The 26,203-nt window shown below is 41.6% G+C and carries 19 protein-coding genes; 14 read left to right on the forward strand and 5 right to left on the reverse strand.

All coding sequences use genetic code 11. From position 1 onward, the window contains the following. The first annotated feature begins 35 nt into the window (after positions 1 to 35). From ccoG to NU887_RS15200, 3 genes are all read left to right on the forward strand, one after another. Positions 36 to 1,457, forward strand: coding sequence for a cytochrome c oxidase accessory protein CcoG (gene ccoG, locus NU887_RS15190; RefSeq protein WP_258424229.1), 1,422 nt, complete (start codon positions 36 to 38; stop codon positions 1,455 to 1,457). Positions 1,458 to 1,561: 104 nt separating this feature from the next. Beyond that, the gene (locus NU887_RS15195) at positions 1,562 to 1,987 is read left to right on the forward strand and encodes a FixH family protein (RefSeq protein ID WP_258424230.1); all 426 of its coding nucleotides are present in this window, start codon (positions 1,562 to 1,564) and stop codon (positions 1,985 to 1,987) included. Then, a complete protein-coding gene (locus tag NU887_RS15200) occupies positions 1,988 to 2,692 on the forward strand; it encodes a sulfite exporter TauE/SafE family protein (protein ID WP_258424231.1) in 705 nt (234 codons plus the stop codon). Positions 2,693 to 2,861: 169 nt separating this feature from the next. On the opposite strand, the gene NU887_RS15205 is transcribed toward NU887_RS15200, so the two are convergent. Continuing rightward, entirely contained in the window at positions 2,862 to 4,358 is a 1,497-nt protein-coding gene (locus NU887_RS15205; RefSeq protein WP_258424232.1) for a trypsin-like peptidase domain-containing protein, read from the reverse strand. 179 nt (positions 4,359 to 4,537) lie between these two features. Beyond that, on the reverse strand, positions 4,538 to 4,966 hold the full coding sequence (locus tag NU887_RS15210) for an Hsp20/alpha crystallin family protein (protein WP_258424233.1): 429 nt from the start codon (positions 4,964 to 4,966) through the stop codon (positions 4,538 to 4,540). A 253-nt stretch (positions 4,967 to 5,219) separates the two neighbouring features. On the opposite strand from NU887_RS15210, the gene NU887_RS15215 reads away from it, so the two are divergent. Next, positions 5,220 to 7,721 carry a mechanosensitive ion channel family protein gene (locus NU887_RS15215; RefSeq protein WP_258424234.1) on the forward strand — a complete coding sequence of 834 codons (2,502 nt, stop codon included), beginning with the start codon at positions 5,220 to 5,222 and terminating at the stop codon, positions 7,719 to 7,721. Positions 7,722 to 7,730: 9 nt separating this feature from the next. Here the strand turns inward: NU887_RS15215 and rlmB are convergent, their stop codons facing one another. Together rlmB and NU887_RS15225 are read right to left on the reverse strand one after the other, a co-directional pair. Then, on the reverse strand, positions 7,731 to 8,507 hold the full coding sequence (gene rlmB / locus NU887_RS15220; RefSeq protein WP_258424235.1) for a 23S rRNA (guanosine(2251)-2'-O)-methyltransferase RlmB: 777 nt from the start codon (positions 8,505 to 8,507) through the stop codon (positions 7,731 to 7,733). After that, complete coding sequence (locus NU887_RS15225; protein WP_258424236.1) at positions 8,480 to 9,730, reverse strand: GWxTD domain-containing protein; 1,251 nt, start codon at positions 9,728 to 9,730, stop codon at positions 8,480 to 8,482. Before NU887_RS15225 ends, rlmB begins: the two co-directional genes overlap by 28 nt. 49 nt (positions 9,731 to 9,779) lie before the next feature. Between NU887_RS15225 and NU887_RS15230 the strand changes: the two genes are divergently transcribed. After that, a complete protein-coding gene (locus tag NU887_RS15230) occupies positions 9,780 to 10,556 on the forward strand; it encodes a class I SAM-dependent methyltransferase (RefSeq protein ID WP_258424237.1) in 777 nt (258 codons plus the stop codon). Between the two features lie 97 nt (positions 10,557 to 10,653). Continuing rightward, positions 10,654 to 11,385, forward strand: a complete 732-nt coding sequence (locus tag NU887_RS15235; RefSeq protein WP_258424238.1) for a hypothetical protein — start codon at positions 10,654 to 10,656, stop codon at positions 11,383 to 11,385. A gap of 695 nt (positions 11,386 to 12,080) precedes the next feature. Here the strand turns inward: NU887_RS15235 and NU887_RS15240 are convergent. Further along, positions 12,081 to 15,068 (reverse strand): glycosyltransferase family 117 protein, encoded by a 2,988-nt coding sequence (locus tag NU887_RS15240; RefSeq protein ID WP_258424239.1) that lies wholly within the window; start codon positions 15,066 to 15,068, stop codon positions 12,081 to 12,083. A 145-nt stretch (positions 15,069 to 15,213) separates the two neighbouring features. On the opposite strand from NU887_RS15240, the gene trxA reads away from it, so the two are divergent. The 8 genes from trxA (at position 15,214) to NU887_RS15280 (ending at position 26,089) form a co-directional block, all read left to right on the forward strand. Beyond that, positions 15,214 to 15,534 carry a thioredoxin gene (gene trxA, locus NU887_RS15245; RefSeq protein WP_258424240.1) on the forward strand — a complete coding sequence of 107 codons (321 nt, stop codon included), beginning with the start codon at positions 15,214 to 15,216 and terminating at the stop codon, positions 15,532 to 15,534. A gap of 86 nt (positions 15,535 to 15,620) precedes the next feature. Then, on the forward strand, positions 15,621 to 17,039 hold the full coding sequence (locus NU887_RS15250; protein ID WP_258424241.1) for an MBL fold metallo-hydrolase: 1,419 nt from the start codon (positions 15,621 to 15,623) through the stop codon (positions 17,037 to 17,039). A 129-nt stretch (positions 17,040 to 17,168) separates the two neighbouring features. After that, entirely contained in the window at positions 17,169 to 18,557 is a 1,389-nt protein-coding gene (locus NU887_RS15255; protein WP_258424242.1) for a hypothetical protein, read from the forward strand. A gap of 24 nt (positions 18,558 to 18,581) precedes the next feature. After that, positions 18,582 to 19,163: a YeeE/YedE family protein gene (locus NU887_RS15260; protein ID WP_258424243.1), complete on the forward strand. Its 582-nt coding sequence runs from the start codon at positions 18,582 to 18,584 to the stop codon at positions 19,161 to 19,163. Between the two features lie 103 nt (positions 19,164 to 19,266). After that, complete coding sequence (locus NU887_RS15265; RefSeq protein ID WP_258424321.1) at positions 19,267 to 19,665, forward strand: YeeE/YedE family protein; 399 nt, start codon at positions 19,267 to 19,269, stop codon at positions 19,663 to 19,665. Between the two features lie 473 nt (positions 19,666 to 20,138). Beyond that, complete coding sequence (locus NU887_RS15270; protein WP_258424244.1) at positions 20,139 to 21,380, forward strand: helix-turn-helix domain-containing protein; 1,242 nt, start codon at positions 20,139 to 20,141, stop codon at positions 21,378 to 21,380. Positions 21,381 to 21,979: 599 nt separating this feature from the next. Then, positions 21,980 to 23,155: a collagen-like domain-containing protein gene (locus NU887_RS15275; RefSeq protein WP_258424245.1), complete on the forward strand. Its 1,176-nt coding sequence runs from the start codon at positions 21,980 to 21,982 to the stop codon at positions 23,153 to 23,155. An 18-nt stretch (positions 23,156 to 23,173) separates the two neighbouring features. Further along, positions 23,174 to 26,089 (forward strand): collagen-like domain-containing protein, encoded by a 2,916-nt coding sequence (locus NU887_RS15280; RefSeq protein ID WP_258424246.1) that lies wholly within the window; start codon positions 23,174 to 23,176, stop codon positions 26,087 to 26,089. The last annotated feature ends 114 nt before the right edge of the window (positions 26,090 to 26,203 follow it).

Raw genomic sequence — 26,203 nt, forward strand, 5'->3', positions numbered from 1 at the left:
ATCTCTCAGGGGTTAAAATTTTCAACTCCAAGATTATGAGTAAGATCAATCCAAATTTAGACCCGGAGCATTTTAGGGATTCACTCGCGTCGGTAAGTTCAGAGGGAAAGCGAAACTGGATCTATCCCAAAAAGGTATCGGGCAAATTCTATAAATGGAGGACTTATTTATCATGGGTGCTCTTGGCAATACTATTTGCAGGACCATTTATCCAAGTGGGCGGAAGGCCCTACATGCTGTTTAATATCTTCGAAAGAAAGTTCATCATCTTTGGTGCTGCATTTTGGCCTCAGGATACCCATTTGCTGATTTTCTTATTGTTGATATTGTTTGTGTTTGTAATCCTGTTCACGGCAGTGTTTGGTAGGATTTTTTGTGGATGGGCTTGTCCTCAGACTTTGTTTTTGGAGATGGTTTTCCGCAAAATCGAATATGCCATCGAAGGCGATGCCAACCAACAAAGAAAGCTGAATGAGATGCCATGGAACAGTGAGAAAATCTGGAAGAAAGGACTGAAAATGACCATTTTCGTAATCATTTCTTTGATGATTTCCCATTTGGTCATGGCCTACCTGATAGGGGTAGACCAAGTGATGGAAATCGTCAGTCAGCCACCTTCAGCCCATATGGCTGGATTCATCGGTTTGATGGCATTCACCGGAATATTTCTTTTTGTTTTTTCCTGGTTTCGAGAGCAGGCTTGTATTGTGGTATGTCCTTATGGAAGGCTACAGGGGGTATTGTTGGATGCCAATTCGATCAATGTCACCTATGACCATGTCAGAGGAGAACCTCGCGGACCTATCCGAAAAAATAAAGTTGAGGAAGCGCCTAAGGGTGATTGCATCGACTGCGGACTATGTGTTCAGGTTTGTCCGACAGGGATTGATATCCGAAATGGTGTACAGATGGAATGCGTCAACTGTACTGCCTGCATCGATATCTGTGATGAAGTCATGGTCAAGGTGGATAGGCCGGAGGGTTTGATCAGATATGCTTCTGACAACAGTGTGATGCACCGTACCCAAAAACTGATTACCACGAGGGTGAAAGTCTATTCAATCATGTTGGTGGTGTTGATGGGGGCATTTATCGCATTGATAGCTACAAGGGAAGATTTGGCAGCGACTGTGACCAGGTTTAGGGGGATGACTTATCAGGCACGGGATACAGGACAGATCAGTAACCTTTACGAAGTAAGTTTTATCAATAAGACATTTGATGCCCAAAAAGTAGCTTTAGTTTCTGAAAATGAAAAATATACCGTAGAGGTAGTCGGAGACCAAAACTGGACTTTGGATGGTCAGGCGAAATTTAACGGAAGGTTCTTTTTGGTAAAAGACCAAAAGGACATGCTTGTTAATCAGGAAGATGTGACCTTACTGCTGATGCAAAACGGTGAGGTAATTGACAAAATCAGTACGAGTTTTGTTGGGCCGGTTTTTAGTAATCAGTGATCAGTTTACAGTAGTCAGTACTCAGTTAACCAAATAACCGAATAACCTTCCAACATTTCAACTTTGAAACTTAAGAACCAAATAATCATTTAACCAAAAAAAATATGAACTGGGGAAAAGGAATAGTAATCACATTGATTGTCTTCATCAGTTTAATGGTAGGATTAGTCACGATCTGTGTAAAACAAGATGATATCCATCTTGTCACCGAAGATTATTATGGAGAAGAGATCAGGTACCAAGATCAAATCGAAAAGATGATCAATGCAAATTCTCTTGATTACAAGGTGTTGGATTATGACGGTCAACTCAAAAAAGTGGATTTACATCTTCCTGCAGGGTCAAAAGGAACCATGCATTTGTTCAGGCCCTCGGATGCCAGGCTTGATCAAAAAATTGACTTTGAAATTACAGGTCAAAATGCAAATGCCTTTGACTTAAAAACTTTGAAACCGGGTTATTGGAAATTAAAATTGACTTGGTCTGAAAATGGGGTGGATTATTTTCATGAAGAAAAAATCAATATTTAAATGATCTGGACGGCGTTTTTATTGGGGTTTTTGGGTTCGTTTCACTGCTTGGGCATGTGTGGACCCATTGCTTTGGCGGTGTCTGCCAAAGACAACTCCCGATTTTTACGAAATAAAATCATCTACAACCTAGGCCGAACTGTTACTTATTCTATTTTGGGTGCTTTGATCGGTCTAATCGGTTTTTCCCTTGCTTTGGCAGGAATCCAACAATGGATTTCCATTGTAATGGGTTCCCTTATTTTATTGATGGCATTTTTTTACAAAAGTTCTGAGAGACTTATTACCCAATCCGGTTTATACGGTGGGGTAAATAAATTGAAATCCAAGTTGGGCTATTTTCTTAAAAAAGGAGGGACACCTGCCTTTTTTGCATCCGGATTGTTGAATGGATTACTTCCCTGTGGGATGGTGTATATTGCCTTGATTGCTTCTCTTGCTCTCCAAAGTCCGCTTGAAGGGGCGATGTATATGTTCTTTTTTGGTTTGGGGACAACACCTATGCTGATTGTGGTTATGATTTCAGGAAAAATCCTTTCGCTATCTATACGAACCAAATTGACCAATGCACTTCCTTATTTCGCCATGTTTATCGGGATATTATTTATCGTAAGAGGAATGGGCTTGGGAATCAATTTCATCAGTCCAAAGCTTCCTGTATTCAGTGAAGGAAATCTGACCACCGAAATCACAGTTTGCCATTGATTTTTTCTCTTTAATAGTTGGGCTAATGATTGACTAGACCTTCCAACTTCATTTTTTGTTTTTAAAATTAATTATATGACTTCGCATAGAGGTGTTTTGGCACCTTCAGGTAAAATAAAAGCCGATCTGAATTTCAGACCGGCTTTGTTAATCAAATCGACATTTAACCTTATTCTACTTTTATTTCAAAATAATATTCCTGACCATTAGGATACAGACCAAGGATTACGATCTCCTCGCCGATATTGTCTTTTAATATATCTACCAATTGTTCAGAATTGCTGATTTTATTTCTTCCGTTGGAGCCGATTACTGAAGTGATGATAAAACCTGGCTTAGCACCTGATTTTTTCCAATTTTCATCTTCAACAGCTGTGATTCCAGCACCGCCTTCTATGCTTAGTCTTTCTTTCATAGCAGGCTTGATGTCTTCAAAAGTCACGCCGTTGAAACTGACGATTTTTGGGGGAATGACTTTGACGATGTTTGTATCCCCTGAAATGTTTTTAAGCGTTGCAGTAGCTTTTGCTTCTTTTCCTTTTCTCAGGTATTTGATTTCTACTTTATCTCCCGGGCGTTTTCTGGCGACCATTTCCTGAAGCTTTGCGACATTGTTTGTTTCAACACCATCGATACCGATGATGACATCACCTGGTTTTAACCCTGCCTCTTCACCGCCACTGCCTTCATTGACTCCTGCTACATAGACACCTCTTGAAGTGAATAATTTCTCAGAAATTCTATCCTCTAATTCAGGGGATACATCTTGGATACTTACACCCAATAAGCCTCTCTGTACAGCGCCATATTCCAAAAGGTCATCCATTACTTTTTTGACAATAGAACTTGGAACAGCAAATGCGTAACCGTTAAATGTTCCTGTTCTTGAAGCAATGGCTGTATTCACACCAATCAGTTCTCCGGCAAGATTTACCAAGGCTCCTCCTGAGTTGCCCGGATTGACAACTGCATCAGTCTGAAGGAATGATTCGATCTGAAGGTTGTTTTCCAAATTCCTCAAAATGCCGATATTTCTCGCTTTGGCACTGATAATACCTGCTGTAACTGTAGAAGTCAAATCAAATGGATTACCCACGGCCAATACCCATTCACCTACTTTCATTTTGTCTGAATCACCAAACTTTACAAACCGTAAACCGTTTGCTTCGATTTTCAGCAAAGCCAAATCCGTAGTAGGATCTGTTCCAATGACACGGGCAGTATATCTTGAATTATCTTCCAAAGAAATCTCGATTTTGGAAGCATTGTCGATGACGTGGTTATTGGTAACGATATAGCCGTCTTCGGATATGATTACTCCCGATCCGGAACTCATCCCTTCTCTTGGCTGCATGTCCCTTTCTGGATTACGAAAGCCAAAAAATTCTTCAAATGGATCCGATCCTCTTTGGTTTTGGGAAACAGGGACGCTGCTTTTAACATGGACTACCGCGGGTGTGACAGCAGCTGCTGAGGCGACGAAATTGATACCATCAGGTACATTAAATTTTTCATCAGACAACCAATTGACTAAACTTGTGTCCTGTTTGTCTGTGAAATTGGAGGCTGAATTTGGTTTGATCAGGTAGCTTGCCCCCGCAAGAGCAATTACTCCACCTAAGAGGGAAGCAAGGATGATTCCCAGGAAAAACTGCTTTTTATTCATTTTTATAGTGGTTTAAGTTCTGGTTTGTACACGAAATTTACATTGTCCTGTTATCAAATACCAAGCTTATTTATAGAATAGGTATAAGTTTTTAACAAGGATTAACAGAAAAGAATTTGAAGTGGAAAGTTTCCACTATTGTACAACAAAAAAAAAGGAAGTGGGTTTCCCCACTTGCCTTATTTTACTTCGATTTTTGCTTTGTTGACTTTCTTTTCCGCTTTTGGAAGGTTGATTTTGAGCAGTCCATCTTCATATACAGCTTCTATGCTGTCAGAATTAACATCATCTGGCAAATAGAATGACCTGCTAAAAGAACCATAGTGAGTTTCAAGTGAGTGGTAATTTTTCCCTTCTTTCTTCTCTTCCATTTTTCTTTCTCCTGATACAGTAAGTCTTCCCTCAGTCAAATCAAGATTGAAATCTGTTTTTTTCATCCCGGGGACGGAAACATGGAGCTCATATTTGCTCTCATCTTCAGAGATGTCTACAGCGGGAGTAAACTGCTTGAGGTTTTGTCCGATAGAGTCATTGAAGAATCTATCCAAAAGGGTGCTAAAGGTAGCCGGATAGGCCGGGTCAAGTTGGTTGTATTTTACGAGTTTCATGGTTTGATATTTTTTGGTTTAATCAATTTTATCCTCACCGTTACATTTATTAAATTTTGTACCAACTGAATAATCAAGCCATTTTGACATTAATTCCTTTAATTTACTCATTAATTCGGTCATTATGACGCGATTTGTTGCTTTAAAAGGTTTTCCTATCTTAGCTTATACATGAAAAGAGAGGATTTGAAAAAGTGCCCCACCTTGGCCGAATTCCCCAATCTCCTTACATTTAGATTGTAAAAATATACCCATGGGCTATAAAATCTTTTTTCTTTTTGCTTTTGTTTTTCTGACCTCCCATTTTGGATTTGCTCAGGAAATCCCCGTTGTAAGTTCCATCGACAGTCTTCTTGAACTGAATTTGGAAGAACAAATGAAGGAAGTTGTTGTAGACAAAAAACCTTCTTTGGAAGGAAGTATCAAAAAGGTCCAACAATATACCACGACGCTAAATGGCATGAATCAGGTTTTGAAAAAAGAACTTGATACGACTGAAATCATGCAGATTGTTCCTAATGCCCAGGGAGTTTTGGACAGGATTACCGAGACACTTTCCCCTGAGAATACTAAGATTAACCTGAGATACCTCACTGCATTAGAAAACCTACTGGCTTATAACGAAAGGAAAATAAGGGATAAGGATAAGGTGATTTATGATAGGATGGAAGAATTGGTCGGGCTCAAAGAAAAAATGGACAGTATCCAGAACGATGACCTGCTCAAATACAGCTTTAGGGATACAACTATGCTTGTCGAATATCAGGTTTCTATCAAGTCATTGAAAACTTTGGTTCATGAAACGGACAGTTTACTTAATTCCCAGAGGATTTTGACTGCAGTTATCCAATCAAGAGTTTCCACTATTTTGAATGATATTGATTTGAGGGTGGAAGATTTGAGACAGGCGCGGATCCAATTGGAAAGAACCCTATTTGAAAAAGAAAACAATTATATCTGGGAACCAAAGGATTTTCCAAATACAGACAGGCTTGTCGACATTTTTTTTGATGCACTCAGGATCAATAGGTGGATAATTGGGAATTATTTGTCTAGGAATATCCCTCTTACCCTTTTTCTTTTTGGTCTGGTTTATCTCCTTTATTTCTACATCAACTCAAACATCAAAAAGATAACGCTTGAAAAAGAGTTTTCGGGAATCATATTTGGGAGGTTAAAATACCTAAACAAGCATCCCTTTCTTGCGGCTTTGGTAGTTGTATTAGCCGTTTCTCCATTTTTTTATCCTTATCCGCCGGCAGTGTTTTTCGCCCTGCTTATGTTTATTTTGGTCACTATAGCTACTATTCTACTAAGAAGCCGATTGTCATCAAAGGCATACAGACTCTGGCTATTGGTGTATTTCCTGTTTTTCATAAGTGTGATCAGCAACCTTTATTGGGAGGTTGCCTATCAGGAAAGATGGCATTTGATATTATTCAATTTTTTAGGGATTATCCTTGGTTGGAAAATGATCAAACTTCAGCAGAAAAAGGAAGAAAACCTGCCTTCTTATATTAAAACCATCGTGATCATCTATATGATTTTCGAATCGGTTTCTTTTTTGACAAATATCTTTGGAAGGTTTAGTTTGTCAAAAATGATTGGAATTGTTGGTTCTATCAGTTTGTTGCATGCCGTTAGTTTGATAATTTTTGTAATCATACTCAAGGAAATTATCTATATCCAAATTGAAGTCAGCAAAAAGAACGGAGATGGTTTTACTTCTGCTGTTGCATTTTATGATATTCAAAAAAGAGTAAATAAGTTCTTCACATACCTTGCTATTATCATTTGGGGGTATTATTTCTTAGAAAGTCTCCATTTGTTGGATACCTTTTTGGAAATGGTTTTTAATTTCTTTGATAAGCCACGACAAATCCTCAATGCTTCTTTTACATATTCTCAGATTGCCGTCTTTATTCTGATCATTTATCTGTCCTCTTTTCTGGCAAATACCATTGGCTATTTTGCTTCCATAAAAGATGAGCAGCATGGGAATGAGAGAAGCAAAAGATTGGGCTCTTCCATTCTATTGATCAAATTGGCGGTATTTACTTTAGGATTTCTAATTGCTATCGCTGCCTCAGGCATTCCAATTGATAAAATCACCATCATACTTGGTGCTTTGTCTGTTGGTATAGGTTTTGGATTACAGACGATTGTTAATAACCTTGTTTCAGGGATTATTCTTGCTTTTGAAAGACCCATTCAGATTGGAGATACCATCCAAGTAGGGACTGTGGAAGGCGTTGTCAAGGATATTGGAATCCGTGCAAGCAAAATCAGAAATTGGGATGGCGCTGAGGTGATAATCCCTAATGGTGATCTTTTGGCGCACCACTTGACCAATTGGACACTTTCTGATAAATCCCGAAGGGTGGAATTGACAATTGGCGTGGCTTATGATTCCGACATGGATTTGGTGACAGAACTGATTCAAAAGCAATTGGTGGCAGAAGAAATTATGAATTTGCCTTCGCCAAAGGTTTTTTTACAGACTTTTGGGGACAATTCGGTAAATTTCCGGGTGCTCTTTTGGGTCAATGACGTGGATATCTGGGTATTGATCAGAGATCAGGTCATGCGTGGAATTTTCAAATCATTTAAAGAAAATGGAATCGAAATTCCTTTTCCTCAAAGGGATCTTTATGTGAAAAGCTTTCCGGGTCTAATTGGAGAAAAGGTCATGAAACCAGGAGAAATAAGTCCTGAGGAAAAGCCAAAAGGGAAATCTGATTCTGATCCAAAATAGACTTAACGCTTATTTGGATCGCTGTCGGATAGCTTCATAAATCACCACACCCGCTGAGACGGAGACATTGAGACTTCCGATGTTTCCCGACATGGGGATTTTAACGAATTCATCGCTCAGTCCGATTAGCTCAGGGGAAATTCCGTCTTCTTCAGAACCCAAGATCAAAGCGGTAGGAATAGAAAAATCAGCTTCGTACATCAATCTGTCAGTTTTTTCACTGACACTGATGACATTAAGCCCCATTTTTTTCAGGTCTTTTACTGTATAATATAGGTTTTTTACCCGACAGATCGGAAGGTGGTTCAGTGCTCCTGCAGAGGTTTTGACTGCATCTGAGTTGATCTGCGCAGCTCCTTTTTCGGGGATGACGATGGCATGTACTCCTGCACAATCTGCTGTCCGGGCAATGGCGCCGAAGTTTCTCACATCTGTAATTCTATCCAAAACCAAAATAAGGGGGGAAATCCCTTTTGAAAAACATTCTTCAATGACATTGTCCAAAGATGCATATTCGATGGAGGACATATGGGCTACTACTCCCTGATGGTTTTTTCTTGTAATTCTGTTGAGCTTGGCGTCAGGGACACGGACAACGGGGATTTTCTCGTCTTTTGCCAGTTTGAGGAGTTCTTTGATAAGTTCATTGTTGACTTCTTTGTCAATCAAAATCTTGTCTATTTCCTTGTGGGCTAGGATTGCTTCTATGACAGCCCTAGTACCGAATATAAAATCCTTATCCTGCTCGCCTTTGTTGATCAGAAAACCATCTGCGCGTTTCTCCATAATGTAATGCTTTTGAACCATTCGGGCTGTAAGGCCCTTGACCTATTGAGTGTGTAAAAACTAGGGGTCAGAATATTTTTGACCCGCGCAAAGGTAAAGGTTATTTTTGAAATTGAGTCAGGTGTTCCATAAGACCAACTTTCACTGTCCTGCCTGAAGTACACTTCGTTTGGAGGCCCCATGACTGTATAGACCATTCCACGGTCTGTTTTCCAACCTTCTTTGAAATCCGTAAATAGGATATTGGCAAACTCTATCTGCTTGAAATATTCTTTGATGAGTTTTTTGGCAGACACAGTGTCTTTGGTCAAGGTGTACCAATATTGGTCCAAAGCGATTTTTTTATCTGCGGCTTCTTTTAGGAGTTCATGCTCCCTTCTTGTGGAAATGTAAGTGACCATATCCACCATTTCATCGTAATCCTTTACCCTTGGGAAAATGTCATGCACAGTTTTTAACATTACCCCTTGGGTAGAATTGGTATCAGACTGTATGAAGTAATATCCCTCGCCTGCAAAGGCCTTTGGGAGATTTGCCAAAAAACTGCCTTGATATTCTACTTTTACCTCCCTTGGGACAGGTGCAGGCCGGATTTCCATCGGTGGCATCGGGACATCAAAGGTGTTGGGATAAAAGAAAGTATGGAGGTTGACAATCCCTCTGCCTTTAAATTCTATCGGTTCATTTTGAATCAAAAAGTTTTGATCAAAAGGAATCTTGTCTTCATAATAAACACCAAAATTAGATTGGCCGAATATAAAAGGACTAATCAGATCCATGTGGTAAAAATATTCATCCCCCTGTCTTGTATCTACCGCTTTTATCAGGGCAATCGCCATTTGCTGACTTTCAGGCACAGTCACTCTTTTCTCAAAATAATAGTGGTAGTCTGTATCACGGATAATGTCCTGACTGTTGAGCCTGATCAAATTTTGGTCAGTCAGGGGTTCCTGAAAACTTGAAACCACACCATAATAAAATTCATAGCTGCCAAACTCTATATCTTCCTCGATCTTTTCGACAGTCATCTGGAGCAGGAAAGTCCTGTTTGATTCTTCGACAGGGATGATTTTTAAAGATATCCTTGAGTAACGAGAATACCTCAGTGCCTGATTGGCCGTTTCGAGATTTTGTTGTGCTAAAATGATTGAGGGAATGCAAAAGAGGAATAATACCAGGCCTATAATTGGCTTTATTTTGTCGCTGATTTTTTGTCCTATCATCTTGTATTAAAAATTAACCTTATTTTTGCCCAAATTAATGAAAATTTGAATGGCTACCTATACAACGGAAATCGCTTCGGATAAGTTGGTGAGTGACAATCCCATCCATCAGCGTCTGCTCAAAGCGTACATTGCTGCCAAACCTTTGGTCAGCGGAAAGCTCCTCGAAGTGGGTTGTGGTGAGGGAAGAGGGGTAGAGGTTTTGTTGGAAAATGTAGACAGCTACCTCGGGATCGACAAAATCCAAGAGGTGATTGAGAACCTTAAAGTCAAATTTCCAGGAATCCAATTTGAACAAGCCGTGATTCCGCCTTTTTCCGGTTTGAAGGACAATACCTATGATACCGTGGTCAGCTTTCAGGTCATCGAGCATATCCAAAATGACAGGCTTTTTTTGCAGGAAATATATCGTGTGCTGAAGCCCGGCGGCAAAGCGATCATTTCCACGCCCAATATTAAGCATACCCTTTCGCGAAACCCTTGGCATATAAGGGAATACACAGGCACGCAACTGACAGATCTGTGCAAGGGGATTTTTGATAAAGTGGAATCTCTGGGAATCGGGGGGAATGAAAAAGTATGGAATTACCATGAAGCCAACAGGGCCTCAGTCCGCAAAATCATGCGATTTGATATTTTGGATCTTCAATACAGGCTTCCGGCTTTTGCGCTGCGGTGGCCATACGAAATCCTGAACAGGATGAACCGAAACAAACTCCACCAACAGCAAGGCACTTCCGTCACCGAAATCAGCCATGAAGACTATCTCCTTGTCGACCACACGGATAAAGGTTTGGATTTGTTTTATGTGTTGTTTAAGAAGTAATGGGAGTATTGAATTGCCTATTTCTAGCTCAAGGGAAATTTTCAATGATTCTCGTATTTTTATCTTCCCTATTTTAAGATTATAAAAATAGATTAAAATGAAGGACATATTTATTGAAATTAAAAATAGAATAGATAAATATGGCTATCATAGATATCTTATTAAACCGCATAAAACGCCTAGATATTCATACACTATTGGATTATTAAATAGCCTAGGATTTGAGCTTTTATTTGGTGGTGGGATTTTTTATGAAAATAATTATGACTTAGAATTGATTTTTAAAGGAATTATTAACGTTTTATTGAAAGATAAAAAGTCAAGAAAAATTCATTTAAAAGATTTAGGTAATTTTGAAATAAAGGAAGTTGATTCATCATGGAGTTCACTAATGATGTTTGGAGCACTTGATTATTACAATCTCGATAAAATAAACACATTCCAAATTTTTCCTGTTGACAACGAGAAATCCACACTTGATACACCTGATATGACCAAACCTTGGGTTCAAGATAACAAGGCTTGGAAATACCTTGATGATACAATATCTTGGAATTATGATGTTCCGGAAAGGTCACTGGTGTTTACTAATTTAAATGCATTAAGAGGATGTCGGTTAACAGAGTATTTTCGTTTTGAACTTAATGAATGGGAAATTTTTTCAGGGAATGGTGCTAAGGAACCTAAAGAATCAATAAGAATAGTCCCCTTATTTGTACTAATTGGTATTGATCCATCAATTGAAAATTTTCTAAATGACCCGGTAGGCAAAGGAAAATTTAGAGATTCTTCTAATGAAAATAATATGATTTGGTACAATTGGGAATAGTTAAATTATTCCCTTTCTGGGAGTAGAATTGTGTGTCTGCTAGGCGTAATTTTAAATTGCGCCTTCGTATTTTTCGGAATTTGTAATTCCATTACGATCAGTCTTTATTTTGCATTTACTGTTACCCGGTTGTTATAAATCTATATTAAAGAATCAACCTTCCCTGTTTTTGGTGTAAACCCTATTCCTTACTTTACCTTTTTGATTCCAAAAACCGGCAACATCGCATTTCCATTACCCCGAGCTACGGTGCATTGAGATTGGTGAAGGTATTAGAATCAGATAAGCACCTTGCACGGGGCTACCAAGATTTCACCCCAATGGGGCGGCCTGATAGTCGAAGAGGATCTGGGAATAATAATATAAAAGGGCATTATATCAGAATCTTATGCCTAAGAAAAATTTTATATTGGAAACGCCGTGGGGAGGAAGAAATTTTACCGGGCCGGCGTGGCACAGCGCGGGGGAGGATTAAAATTTCTTGAACTTTTTGGTCACTTTTTGTTTCAAGACAAAAAGTGACACGAGGGGGAAACGTAAAGAAAAATGCCATATGGTTTAATTGAGAATCATCATTAAAATCCTTCAAGATAAGCTTGATTAAAATTTTAAGTACTCTACAATAGATAATTTATAAACAAAAAAATCCGAGACCTTAGCAGGACCCGGATTTTGGATTCAAAAAACCAAACAAATTATCTTCTATCCAACAGGCTTCCTCCGGCTGAACCAGGCCCAAGGATTTTTTCCAATTCCGCTTTGAGATTTCCGGCAATCTCAGAATACCCTCTTTCATCCAACAACGGGATAAAAAACTTCAGCATTTCGATCGAAATCATTGCTTCCCGGTCATAATCCCGACCTGTCTTTTTGTAAAACTCCAACATCTGAATAGACTTATGGGAAATTTTATCTACCACATCTAAAGCAAGGTCATCTTCCCCAACCTCAAACAACAAAGGCACCGACTGACCACTTGCCAAATCATAGGCAACAGCCTCATGCGGCATGACCTTCATACTGAATTTCAACAATTCCGCAGCCCTTTCCATATCCTCTTCGTCTAACAACGCAATGGCAATACTGTTTACCGCAGAGCGGTGATTGGAGGTAAATCTCCTGAATTCATCATCGAAATAATTGTCAGGATTGTCCATTCCCCTGAAAGCAAACTTCTCCATCATATTGGTATAAGCTAGGTCGGTATTCACCAATTCGGTTCTCATCCCCTCAGGTTTTCTCACAGGAAGTAGTCTATATGTCATGCCTTCCATCACCACATAATCTTCAATATCCAAGGTAATGGTTGACAGAGAAGTATTGTTGAAGTAAATCGGTCTTTCCCAATTATTTGTGGTAATCAGGTCGATCAGCATCAGGTTACCTTTTGTGAGGTAATTCCCTTTGATCCTGAGGTTGATTTGCTCGGTCATCAGACCTTCCATTGACTCGGGGATTAGGCCTTGGTTATAGACATTTTCCAGGTCGACATCTAAGATCAGGTTCCTCGAAGGCACCATGTTATAGGTATTTTTGCTTCCTGACGCTGCCAATTTCAAAAGATCACTGCCGTTGTTGAGGAGTTTGAGGTATTCTGAAGCTGAGATGGCTTGAAGGTTCTCTCTTTCCATTACATAAAGGACATCATTGGTGCCTTTTTTATAATTTTTTGGATCCAAAGAAAATGGCAAAGCAGCCGATTCATTGACCGGACGGGCCATTTGCTCCACATACCAATCTGTATCAAAGTAACTCAATACCACCACCCGCACATCAGTTCTGAAGCCTTCAACCTCCTGTACATACCAAAGCGGGAAAGTGTCATTGTCACCACCGGTAAACAAAATTGCATTTGGAGCACATGAAGCAAGGAAGTTTCTGGCTGAATCAACAGAGAAAAATCTTCCCTGTCTGTTGTGGTCGTCCCAGTTTTGGTTGGCCATCAATACCGCCACCGGCACAGTCGCGAGCGTGGCGATGATACCTGCCACGACGAGATTCTTGTTCAATCTTTCTATATAGTATGCCAAGGCCATCACGCCAAGACCTATCCAAATCGCAAAAGCATAGAAAGAACCCACATAGATATAATCCCTTTCTCGAGGCTCAACAGGCGGAGAATTGAGGTATAATACCAATACAACACCCATCATCAGAAACAACATGGCTGAGATAAAGAAAGACTTGTTGTCTTTTTTTGCCTGAAAGACCAAACCGATCAAACCCAAAATCAAAGGCAGCATCAGGTAGTTGTTATGCGCTTTGTTTTCTTTGATATAATCAGGATAGATATCTGAGAAAAAATCTGTGATTCCCATCCAAGGCGCATCTGCAAAATCACTTTCCCTTCCTGAGAAATTCCACATAAAATACCTCCAATACATATGCCCAAGCTGATGGGTAAACATAAAATAGAGGTTGTCTCCGAAAGTTGGTTTTTGACCTTCTCTCAATCCAAGCTTCGATTGGTAGATTTGTTTGTGGCGGTCTTGGGTGGAATAAATCCTTGGTAGGATGGTTGTCCTCGCAGGATCATATTCATTGACTGTAGAATAATCCACGATTTCATACCTGTCTGTTCCTTTCATATAAATTGGGGCACCCTCTTTTTGATCAACCAATTCGGCATCAAAATACTGACCATGGATCAAAGGACGATAACCATATTGCTCCCTTTTCAAGTAAGAAACATAGCTGATGATATCCTTTGGCGCATTTTCATTGATGACAGGATCTTGGTTGGCACGGATGACAATAAGCGCGTATGACCCATAACCAATCAGAATAAATACAAGGGAAACCAAAACAGTATTGAGAATGACTTTTCCTTTTTTGATGGAATAGAGAATTCCATAAATCACGGAACCCAAAAACAAAGCGGAAAAGAAAACTATTCCAGATCCAAATGGCAACCCAATGCTGTTGACAAAGAAAATCTCCATGGAACCTGCAAGACTTGGAAGCCCGGGGATGATCAAATTGTTGATGATAATCAATGCAACGCCACCCAATAAAAGGGCAATGATACCTCCTTTGAGATTTGGATTAGGATATTTTTTGAAATACACCACCAAAGCCAAAGCCGGTAAAGTAACAAGGTTCAGCAAGTGGACACCAATCGATAATCCCACCAAATAGGCGATAAATATCATCCATCTGTTTTCTTCCTTTTGGTCTTCGATCACATCCCACTTCAGAAATGCCCAAATGACTATCGCTGTAAAGAAGGAAGACATGGCATACACTTCTGCTTCCACGGCAGAGAACCAAAAACTGTCTGTAAAAGTATAGATGAGAGAACCCACCACACCTGCACCCATCAGGGTGATGATTTGGCCTTTGGTTTCTGTTCCTTTTTGAATCTGGAAAAGTCTACGACCGAATAAGGTAATGGTCCAAAACAGGAAAAGCACTGTAAATCCTGAGAAAACAGCACTTCCGACATTCATCCAATAGGCTACAGCTAATCCGTCTCCGAATGCCAGAAATCCGAACATTCTATAAATCAACAGGAAAAACGGCGCTCCCGGAGGATGTGGTACCTGCAGTTTGTAGGATACAGCTATGAATTCTCCCGGATCCCAAAAACTGGCGGTCTGTTCCACTGTCAATATAAAGACGGTAGTTGATAGAAGAAAAACCAGCCATCCTGTGAGGTTATTGGCCTTTTGATAGTCAAGCATTGTTTTTGAAATAATAGTTTCGGGCGAAAATAATCAATAAATCCTAATCCATCTGTTTTTTAACAGCATTTAAGGTATTGTGATAAAAATTACTGTTCAACATTGGCCCTGTCTGTAGCTTTGTATCATCTAAATAATAATAACCATGAGTGCACAACCAAAAACATTCAGCGAATTGATTTCAGGCGACCAACCTGTTTTGGTGGATTTCTTTGCCACCTGGTGCGGTCCCTGCAAAATGATGCAACCTATACTAGAAGATACAGCCCGTCAGGTGGGTGATAAAGTCAAAATCATCAAAGTGGATGTGGACCGAAATCCCTATGCCGCCAGTGCGTATCAGGTTAGAGGTGTTCCGACTTTGATTTTGTTCCAAAACGGTAAACCCCTTTGGAGACAATCAGGCGTCGTTCCTGCCAATCAATTGGTCAAAGTAATAGAGGACAACTTGAGTCAGAAAGTGTAATTTGAAAATGTGACAAAAGTCATTTTAAAGAAAAATACAGAAAGATAATTTTACATATCATTCAACTGAAAAAATAAAAAAAGCATATGACAATTGAACAGATCTATACCGGATGTTTGGCTCAGGGAGCCTACTATATCGAGTCTGATGGCGAAGCTGCTGTCATTGACCCTTTGAGAGAGGTACAGCCATATATAGAAAAGGCAGAAAGAAGGGGAGATACCATCAAGTATGTGTTTGAAACCCACTTTCACGCTGACTTTGTTTCAGGTCACAAGGATTTATCCATCAAAACCGGTGCACCGATTGTATTCGGACCTACCGGGATGAAGATGGGATTTGATGCCATCGTAGCCAAAGACGGTCAGGAATTTCCGCTTGGCAAAGCAAAAATCAGGGTAATCCATACTCCCGGACATACCATGGAAAGTACCTGCTTCCTTTTGATCAATGAGGAAGGAAAAGAGGAAGCCTTGTTTACAGGTGATACTTTGTTTATCGGAGATGTGGGAAGACCTGACCTTGCGCAGAAAGTCATTGCTGACTTGACCCAAGACAAGCTTGCAGCCCATCTCTATGATTCATTGAGAGATAAAATCATGCCCTTGGCTGATGATATTATCGTCTATCCAGCACACGGTGCGGGAAGTGCATGTGGCAAAAACATGAGCAAAGAGACTACCGACACTTTGGGCAATCAGAAGAAGACCAACTATGCACTTCAGGAGATGACCAAAGAGGAATTTATCAAGGAAGTGACTACAGGACTTACACCTCCTCCCGCTTATTTCCCTCAAAATGTTATGATGAATATCCAAGGATATGAGTCTATTGATACAGTTTTGAACAGAGGATTCAATCCACTAAGTCCTGCGGCATTTGAGGCTGCAGCCAACGAAACAGGTGCGGTTGTTATCGATACAAGAGATGCGCAGGTTTTTGCAAAAGGTTTTATCCCCAACTCTATCAACATCGGTATCGATGGAAGTTTTGCGGTATGGGTAGGAGCATTGGTTCCGGACCTCAAGCAGGAAATCCTGATCGTAGCTGAGGAGGGAAGAGAAGAAGAAGTCATCACAAGATTGGCTAGAGTTGGATATGACTTCTGTATTGGATACCTCAAGGGTGGTTTTGAAGCTTGGAAGGCCGATGGCAGAGAAGTAGATTCTATCAAAACTGTAACTACTGACGAGCTATCCCACATCATCGAAAAAGAAGGTGCAAATATCCTGGATGTAAGGAAAAACAGTGAATACCTTAGCGAACATGTGATTGATGCAGAAAACGCGCCGTTGGATTATATCAATGACAGCATGGCTCAGATCAATAAAGACAAGACCTACTATGTCCACTGTGCAGGAGGTTATAGATCAATGGTGTTCATTTCCATACTGAAAGCAAGAGGTTTTGACAATCTCGTGGATATCAAAGGAGGATTTGACGCCATCAAGGATTCCGCTTTGTTCAAAGTAAGCGACTATGTATGTCCTACTACCTTGCTCTAAAAAGTAATTACAGAAGAGTTGTGTTTTACCCCACATGGCAAGACTTCGGTCTTGCCATTTTCATTTCGAATCAAAAAAAGTGATAAATGTCACTGTAATTGGATGGAAATCTGGGCAATTTTGAATACAATGCGATTGATCAGTTTGATGCTGTTTTTGGGGTTAATTTTCCCAACAGTAGCGCAGGAAAATCACATAGATTCACTTTCGGGCCATGAAGAATCCGGCAGGAAATTGGGACATGATCTTGAAAAAGGAAAATTTGATTTCCACATCAGGTCATTTCTTATGTCTACCCATAACAGGGGAGACTTGCTTGATTATTCAGCACTGGGAGTTGGTGCGGGATTGGGTTACCTCAGCCCGGTATATAAAGGATTCCAAGTAGGGTTCAGTGGCTTTTTTGTGTTTCAGTTGTTTGAAAACAATCTTGCTGTAGCTGATCCAACTACCGGTGCAGGCAATAGGTATGAAATCCTGCTGTTTGACATGCACGATCCTGAGAATATGACGGATCTTGACAGATTGGAAGAGTTCTTTATTTCTTACAAAAGAGGAAATTTTAGAACGGTCTTTGGAAGACAAAAGATCAATTCGCCTTTTCTCAATGAACAGGACAACAGGATGAGGCCCAATATATTTAGTGGACTTACTGTCAATTACCAAAAGTCCAAATGGGAAACAACAGCTTCTTGGTTGAGTGCAGTAACCATAAGGGGGACTGTGGATTGGTTTAGTATGGAAGAATCGTTTGGGGTGTATCCTTTTGGGAGAAATCCATTTGGAAAACCATCCAATTATTCCCATAACATTTCTTCAAAAGGAATGGGTATGATCGGACTGAAGTATCGAAAAGATGGTTTTTCCGCTCAGGGATGGAATTATTTTGCAGAAAATGTCTTTAACATGAGTTTTTTGCAAGGTGATTATGTTCTTGATCTTGGACATGCCTCGGTCGACTTGGGCGGTCAGGGTTTCTTTCAGACAGCTGTCAATGGCGGAGGAAACTCAGAAATTGAAAAGACCTACATGCTTCCGGATGAAAAGTCATTTGGATTTGGTGCAAAAATCGGACTGAACTCAGGACGGCATCACATTTCAGCCAATTTTCTTGGAATAAATGACAGGGGTAGATTCCTTTTCCCACGAGAATGGGGCAGGGAAAACTTCTATGCAAGTATGTCACGGGAGAGGTATGAGGGAAGTGGTGATATGGATGCGTTGGTCTTCAAATATGCTTATGATACGCCTATCAATGGTTTGAATGCGCAGTTTGGAGCAGGCAAAGTCAATCATGGAGGGTTGGATTCATTCAAAACAAACAAATACGGAATCCCATCTTATTACCACTTTACAGGTCTATTGGACTACAGATTCAGCAATTACCTAGAAGGATTGGATATTCAGTTTATGGTAGCCCAAAAAACTGCCCAAAACCAGGACGAAGTTCCCGACAAGTATAGGATCAATAGGGTAGATATGTGGAATTTAAACTTTATTATTGATTACAGATTTTAAAACTAAACAAACAAAAAGAATACAATGGAACAGTTTATTGAATGGATTAAGCAGCCTTGGCCTTGGTGGATAGCTGGTCCGATGATCGGGCTTATCGTCCCTACTTTGTTGATTGTCGGAGGCAAAGCCTTCGGGATATCTTCCTCCTTGAGGCACGTCTGCGCTATGTGTGTGCCGGCTAATATTCCTTTCTTTACCTATGATTGGAAAAAGGAATTGTGGAACATCGCATTTGTCATCGGTGTCGCCATCGGAGGCTTTATTGGCCATAACTTACTTGCAAATCCTGAAATGATAGAAGTTGCCGAGTCCACACAGCGTGATTTGGCTGCTCTTGGTATCACGGATTACAGAAGCATCATGCCTCACGAGATTTTCACTTGGGAGAATTTATTTACCGCTAAAGGCTTACTGTTCTTCGTAATAGGTGGATTCTTGGTAGGATTCGGTACCAGGTACGCAGGAGGATGTACTTCAGGACACGCGATCATGGGTATCAGTTCGTTGCAGTGGCCGTCAGTCGTCGCCACGATCTTCTTCATGGCAGGAGGATTCTTGATGACGCATCTCTTTCTTGGTCCTTTGATGAAATTAGTAGGCTTTTAATCTTTAGAAAAAAATGGGAACAGCAGTAAAAAAGGGAGAAAAACCGAATGCCGGAACAACTCCAAATAAAGAGCAAAAAGGCGAAAGTCCTTTGGAGTTATTGATGTACTTGATCATCGGAGTTGGTTTCGGTATTATTTTCATAAAAGCCGAAATTGTATCCTGGTTTAGGATCCAAGAGATGTTCAGGTTACAGTCATTCTTTATGTATGGCGTAATCGGATCAGCCATTGTGGTAGGTGCGCTTTCGATTCAGGTTATCAAATGGTTTAATATTAAGACTATCAAAGGCGATAAAATCGTCATAACCGATAAGGAATTTAGAAAAGGACAGATCATCGGAGGATTTATCTTCGGATTGGGTTGGGCGCTGACAGGAGCGTGTCCGGGACCTCTTTTTGCACAAATAGGAAGTGGGTTCACTGTTATTCTGGTGACCTTAGTCAGCGCAGTAGCAGGCACTTGGGTTTATGGAAGGTTTTCCCATAAATTACCAAATTAAAAATACCCTATGTCTCTATTGGTATAGTATTTGTAGTTCAAAAACCTATAAATTGAACTTAAACACTGAGCCGCTTCCGAAGGGAAGTGGCTTTTTTTTTCAACTGCTAAAGAACCTTTTTTATGGACCTGAAAATATAATTCAGGGTTTTTCTTCAATTTTTTTTAGCGAATTGCAAAAAAAAAGATACCGAAATAGGTTAATCAAGGAAAATCACAAAGGGACATATTTATTTTAATATTTAACTATTTCTCTAAGGGTATTTTCATCTTTTTACTTTTTACTGAATTGTTTTAATTCGCATTTTTTTAAAAATCATATCAATTTAAGTGTATATAATTATTGTTTTTATTATAAATAATGGTTTGTAATAAAAATTATCCTTTTTTTTTCTATAAAAGATGCTAAATTTAAAAACAAATTTCACCGTTTTTCTCTCTTTTTCTCAATCACCATAATCTATATTCTGACCAATGAATTTCCAGATTCTCTTTGTGGTAATGCTTCTCGCCACCGCCACTTTCAGCAGCCTGATTCTAATTTTCAACAAGGACAAAAGCATTCAGCCGATTAAGCTCCTTTACACCTCTTTATTTTTTTATAACTTTTGTTTGCTTATCTATTATATATGGTTTGAAGCGGGTTTTATCAAAGAAGCTCCGTATTTACTACGGACAGTCAGCCCTTTTATGTACCTCTGTGCTCCTTTCTTTTTCTTGTTTTTCAGAAATTCACTTATTGGAAAGAGTGGTTTTAAAACCTTGGATGCCCTCCATTTTTTGCCATTTTTGATACATTTTATAGATCTGATTCCTTTTTACATTCAATCACAAGAAGTAAAATTGGCTTTGTCGGAAACTTTGACCTTAGATCCGGCCAAAATCAATGTTGAAGCTAGCGGATTGATTCCTATCCAATTTCATTTCATCTTCAGGATAATTTTGCAGACAGTTTATTTTGGCTATTCAATCTATTTAGCCTTTAAGCACCGACCTGAAGTGTTTGATTTTTTTGGTGGAAAAAAGATTTGCAACGATTTTATGATTGCATTTATAGTATTGGGCTGGCTGGTGGTATTTCAGCTTGCTTATGCAGTGATTGAAAATTTAAACCTTTTGCATATTGTTGATTGGACTGCGGAGAATTATCTGATCAGAAGGATGTCTCTTCTTGGGCTGTTTTTTTTAAATCTTTTTGTGAATTTCAAGCCGGGGTTCCTTGTGGGTTTCCTTTCTGAAAAAGAAAGCAAGATGGAAGTGGAGGAAGAAATGCAAGTCAAGGTTACCGACACAATTGCATTCCATATCCCAAATCTGCCTTCCAAAACTGCCAACGAAATACCTGATTTTATTTCCCAAATTGATACCGAACTGATCAAATCACAGATTTTGAATGTAATTGAGGAAGAAAAGATTTTCGTGAAAAATGGAATTACTTTGAATCAGTTTGCCGGCAGGATCAATGTTTCACCAAAATCAGTGTCATACATCATCAACAGGGAGTTTGGAAAAGGTTTTAATGAATTTTTAAATCAATACAGGGTAGAATACGCCATCTCAAAAATAGAGCAAGGCTACCTTGATGATTATACACTGGAAGCTCTAGGAGAGATTTCTGGGTTTAATTCCCGGACTACTTTTTTCAATGCTTTTAAAAAAGAGATGGGGTTTAGTCCTTCTGAATTCTGGAAAAAATTCCAAGAAATTCCCACTTGATTAAATTCCAAGTAAAATAACCTAGTTCTAAATTTTTTTATCAATTCTTATTCCTTCGAAACCTATCCGGTTAATCAAAAAGGTATGATGGATACCCTCTCTGCTTCTTAATAGGCTTGAATTAACCCGTATTTATTGTTAGCATTTAACAATAATCACTATCTTTTTTTCTTAGGTAATCTAAAAAATAATCTATTCTCCCGGTTTCATTTTTTTGGGGCGCATAGGAAAAACCTTCCATCAATTCTAATATGAACGGTGTATTTTCTGTTTTTTCAAAAAATTTCTTACCTGCATAGATAAATGCCGATTTGATTTTAATACGAGAATTTTGGATTTCAAATCTGGGTAAATCCTGTTAAATGGAAGCATGTTTCAAAATCCGATTTTGAAACATACAAAAGTTGAATCCTGCCTGGGTATTGGTTTGCTTTACAATACAATACGAAGGAACAACTCATCACCCATAAGAAAATTCCTCCACTCTATCCTAGGATTACCTATTCGTCAATCATGCAGAGACCTTCTCTATTTGATTTTTGTAAAAGTCAATTATAAAATTAAATAAACTAAGTATTTCAAAAAAAAACACCTCTAAAATGAAGAAGAATTTCCTTTTTATTTTCCTATTCCTTTCCACTTTGGTCGGTTATGGCCAAGTAGGTATTGGAACCGAAAAGCCAAATGCCTCGGCGGCTTTAGAAATCCTTTCAACTGAAAAAGGATTGCTTATTTCCAGAATGTCAGAATCCCAAAAGCTTGCTATTCCTTCACCGGTAGCTGGACTTTTAATCTATCAACTAGATAAAGAAGATGGCTTTTATTATTTCGATGGAAATGCTTGGATACTACTTAATACCTTAATCCCTGGTCCTGTTGGCCCCCAAGGTCCTGCAGGATTGGACGGTGCTGACGGAATTAATGGATTAAATGGTGCAATTGGACCAATGGGACCACAGGGCCCAGCGGGTTTAAATGGTATAGACGGAGCGACCGGCCCCCAAGGTCCCGCAGGATTGAACGGTATTGACGGTATCAATGGATTAGACGGAGCGACCGGCCCCCAAGGCCCGGCAGGTTTGAATGGAATTGACGGTATTAATGGTGTAAATGGATTAGACGGAGCAACAGGACCAATGGGACCTCAAGGACCTCAAGGCCCGGCAGGTTTGAACGGTGCTGAGGGAATCAATGGATTGGACGGAGCAACCGGACCATTGGGACCACAGGGCCCGGTAGGTTTAAATGGTGCAGAGGGAGCGACTGGCCCCCAAGGCCCGGCAGGTTTGAATGGAATTGACGGTATTAATGGTGTAAATGGATTAGACGGAGCAACAGGACCAATGGGACCTCAAGGACCTCAAGGCCCGGCAGGTTTGAACGGTGCTGATGGAATCAATGGATTGGACGGAGCAACCGGACCAATGGGACCACAGGGCCCGGTAGGTGTAAATGGGGCAGATGGAGCGACTGGCCCCCAAGGCCCGGCAGGTTTGAATGGTGCTGATGGAATCAATGGATTCGCCGGAGCAACAGGACCGATGGGACCCCATGGACCAGCAGGTACCGATGGTTTGGACGGGGCAAATGGACCAATGGGACCCCAAGGCCCGGCAGGTTTGAATGGTGCTGATGGAATCAATGGATTGGACGGAGCAACCGGACCAATGGGACCACAGGGCCCGGCAGGTTTAAATGGTGCAGATGGAGCGACCGGCCCCCAAGGCCCGGCAGGTTTGAATGGAATTGACGGAATTAATGGAATCAATGGATAGGACGGAGCAACCGGACCAATGGGACCACAGGGCCCGGTAGGTTTAAATGGTGCAGATGGAGCGACTGGCCCCCAAGGCCCGGCAGGTTTGAATGGACTTGACGGTATAAATGGTGTAAATGGATTAGACGGAGCAACAGGACCACTGGGACCTCAAGGACCTCAAGGCCCGGCAGGTTTGAACGGTGCTGATGGAATCAATGGATTGGACGGAGCAACCGGACCAATGGGACCACAGGGCCCTGCAGGTTTAAATGGTGCAGATGGAGCGACCGGACCCCAAGGCCCGGCAGGTTTGAATGGTGCTGATGGAATAAATGGATTAGACGGAGCAACAGGACCGATGGGACCCCAGGGACCAGCAGGTAACGATGGATTGGACGGGGCAACTGGACCAATGGGCCCCCAAGGTCCGGCAGGTTTAAATGGTGCTGATGGAATCAATGGATTGGACGGAGCAACTGGACCGATGGGACCACAGGGCCCGGCAGGTTTAAATGGTGCAGATGGAGCGACCGGACCCCAAGGCCCGGCAGGTTTGAATGGTGCTGATGGAATAAATGGATTAGACGGAGCAACAGGACCGATGGGACCCCAGGGACCAGCAGGTAACGATGGATTGGACGGGGCAACTGGACCAATGGGACCCCAAGGCCCGGCAGGTTTAAATGGTGCTGATGGTATCAATGGATTGGACGGAGCAACTGGACCGATGGGACCACAGGGCCCGGCAGGTAAATACGGTATAGACGGAGCGACAGGGCCCCAAGGTCCCGCAGGTTTAAATGGTGCTGATGGAATAAATGGATTAGACGGAGCAACTGGACCGATGGGACCCCAGGGACCAGCAGGTAACGATGGATTGGACGGGGCAACTGGACCAATGGGACCCCAAGGCCCGGCAGGTTTAAATGGTGCTGATGGTATCAATGGATTGGACGGAGCAACTGGACCGATGGGACCACAGGGCCCGGCAGGTTTAAACGGTATAGACGGAGCGACAGGGCCCCAAGGTCCCGCAGGTTTAAATGGTGCTGATGGAATAAATGGATTAGACGGAGCAACTGGACCGATGGGACCCCAGGGACCAGCAGGTAACGATGGATTGGACGGGGCAACTGGACCAATGGGCCCCCAAGGTCCGGCAGGTTTAAATGGTGCTGATGGAATAAATGGATTAGACGGAGCAACTGGGCCGGTGGGACCGCAAGGTACTGCAGGTTTGAACGGAGTTGATGGATTAGACGGAGCAACTGGACCAATGGAACCCCAAGGCCCGGCAGGTAACGATGGATTAGACGGAGCAACTGGACCGATGGGACCCCAGGGACCAGCAGGTAACGATGGATTGGACGGGGCAACCGGACCAATGGGCCCCCCAGGTCCGGCAGGTTTAAATGGTGCTGATGGAATAAATGGATTAGACGGAGCAACTGGGCCGATGGGACCGCAAGGTACTGCAGGTTTGAACGGAGTTGATGGATTAGACGGAGCAACTGGACCAATGGGACCCCAAGGCCCGGCAGGTAACGATGGATTAGACGGAGCAACTGGACCTATGGGACCACAAGGCCCGGCAGGTTTGAATGGAGCGGATGGATTAGACGGAGCAACAGGACCAATGGGACCCCAAGGACCTGCAGGAAACGATGGATTAGACGGAGCAACCGGACCAATGGGACCACAGGGACCGGCAGGTAACGATGGATTAGACGGAGCAACTGGACCAATGGAACCCCAAGGCCCGGCAGGTAACGATGGATTAGACGGAGCAACCGGACCAATGGGACCACAGGGACCGGCAGGTAACGATGGATTAGACGGAGCAACTGGACCAATGGGACCACAAGGCCCGGCAGGTTTGAATGGAGCTGATGGATTAGACGGAGCAACAGGACCAATGGGACCCCAAGGACCTGCAGGAAACGATGGATTAGACGGAGCACCCGGACCAATGGGACCACAGGGACCGGCTGGTGGAAATGGTGCTGAGGGTATCAATGGATTGGACGGAGCAACTGGACCAATGGGACCACCAGGACCGGCAGGTAACGATGGATTGGACGGGGCAACTGGACCGATGGGACCCCAAGGCCCGGCAGGTACCGATGGATTAGACGGAGCAACCGGACCAATGGGACCACAGGGACCGGCTGGTTTAAATGGTGCTGATGGTATCAATGGATTGGACGGAGCAACTGGACCAATGGGACCACAAGGACCGGCAGGTAACGATGGATTGGACGGGGCAACTGGACCGATGGGACCCCAAGGCCCGGCAGGTAACGATGGATTAGACGGAGCAACCGGACCAATGGGACCACAGGGACCGGCAGGTAACGATGGATTAGACGGAGCAACAGGACCAATGGGACCCCAAGGACCTGCAGGAAACGATGGATTAGACGGAGCAACAGGTCCAATGGGACCTCAAGGCCCGGCAGGTGCAACAGGAGCTACCGGACCAGCGGGTACCTATACTGCAGGCACAGGGATTGATATTTCAGGTGGTGTCATTAGCGCAACTGGTGGTTCATCATCAATGCCGGACTTTGCTTATGCTTACATCGGAAACGCAAGTACTTTAGGAGCTCAAACGCTGACATCAATGTTTCCTGCAGCTACCTATGTGAATGGAGTTACAATGAATGGATCATCAATAACTTTGAATGCAGGTAAAATGTACGAAGTAACAGTAGCATTTTATATCTACAACGCTACGGGTGGTCATACATTCAGAATGAAAGATGCTACGAACAGTGCATACCTCGGAACAGAAATTTATTTTGGACAAGGTGGTTCAGATGTTTCTTACAACATTTCAACAACAAACTTCTTATACAAAGCAGAAACGGATGTTGTTTTGGAACTTGAGAAAACACAAGGAACAGATGTAAACCTGATTGGTAAGATTGTGGTAAAAGAAATCAAATAAAAAGGTTGAATAAAAGGCAGGTCATAAAATTGGTTTTTGCCGCATTAGATTCAATCCTTTAATACCCGATTTTTATTTGGATAGGCTTGAAAAAGCTTACATACACAAAAATGA

Source organism: Aquiflexum gelatinilyticum (assembly GCF_024741135.1).
Taxonomy (GTDB): Bacteria; Bacteroidota; Bacteroidia; order Cytophagales; family Cyclobacteriaceae; genus Cognataquiflexum; species Cognataquiflexum gelatinilyticum.

Coding starts and splice junctions, on each gene's coding strand:
- ccoG (WP_258424229.1), top strand. CDS start 36: ATGAGTAAGATCAATCCAAATTTAGACCCGGAGCATTTTAGGGATTCA.
- NU887_RS15195 (WP_258424230.1), top strand. CDS start 1,562: ATGAACTGGGGAAAAGGAATAGTAATCACATTGATTGTCTTCATCAGT.
- NU887_RS15200 (WP_258424231.1), top strand. CDS start 1,988: ATGATCTGGACGGCGTTTTTATTGGGGTTTTTGGGTTCGTTTCACTGC.
- NU887_RS15205 (WP_258424232.1), bottom strand. CDS start 4,358: ATGAATAAAAAGCAGTTTTTCCTGGGAATCATCCTTGCTTCCCTCTTA.
- NU887_RS15210 (WP_258424233.1), bottom strand. CDS start 4,966: ATGAAACTCGTAAAATACAACCAACTTGACCCGGCCTATCCGGCTACC.
- NU887_RS15215 (WP_258424234.1), top strand. CDS start 5,220: ATGGGCTATAAAATCTTTTTTCTTTTTGCTTTTGTTTTTCTGACCTCC.
- rlmB (WP_258424235.1), bottom strand. CDS start 8,507: ATGGAGAAACGCGCAGATGGTTTTCTGATCAACAAAGGCGAGCAGGAT.
- NU887_RS15225 (WP_258424236.1), bottom strand. CDS start 9,730: ATGATAGGACAAAAAATCAGCGACAAAATAAAGCCAATTATAGGCCTG.
- NU887_RS15230 (WP_258424237.1), top strand. CDS start 9,780: ATGGCTACCTATACAACGGAAATCGCTTCGGATAAGTTGGTGAGTGAC.
- NU887_RS15235 (WP_258424238.1), top strand. CDS start 10,654: ATGAAGGACATATTTATTGAAATTAAAAATAGAATAGATAAATATGGC.
- NU887_RS15240 (WP_258424239.1), bottom strand. CDS start 15,068: ATGCTTGACTATCAAAAGGCCAATAACCTCACAGGATGGCTGGTTTTT.
- trxA (WP_258424240.1), top strand. CDS start 15,214: ATGAGTGCACAACCAAAAACATTCAGCGAATTGATTTCAGGCGACCAA.
- NU887_RS15250 (WP_258424241.1), top strand. CDS start 15,621: ATGACAATTGAACAGATCTATACCGGATGTTTGGCTCAGGGAGCCTAC.
- NU887_RS15255 (WP_258424242.1), top strand. CDS start 17,169: ATGCGATTGATCAGTTTGATGCTGTTTTTGGGGTTAATTTTCCCAACA.
- NU887_RS15260 (WP_258424243.1), top strand. CDS start 18,582: ATGGAACAGTTTATTGAATGGATTAAGCAGCCTTGGCCTTGGTGGATA.
- NU887_RS15265 (WP_258424321.1), top strand. CDS start 19,267: ATGTACTTGATCATCGGAGTTGGTTTCGGTATTATTTTCATAAAAGCC.
- NU887_RS15270 (WP_258424244.1), top strand. CDS start 20,139: ATGAATTTCCAGATTCTCTTTGTGGTAATGCTTCTCGCCACCGCCACT.
- NU887_RS15275 (WP_258424245.1), top strand. CDS start 21,980: ATGAAGAAGAATTTCCTTTTTATTTTCCTATTCCTTTCCACTTTGGTC.
- NU887_RS15280 (WP_258424246.1), top strand. CDS start 23,174: ATGGGACCACAGGGCCCGGTAGGTTTAAATGGTGCAGATGGAGCGACT.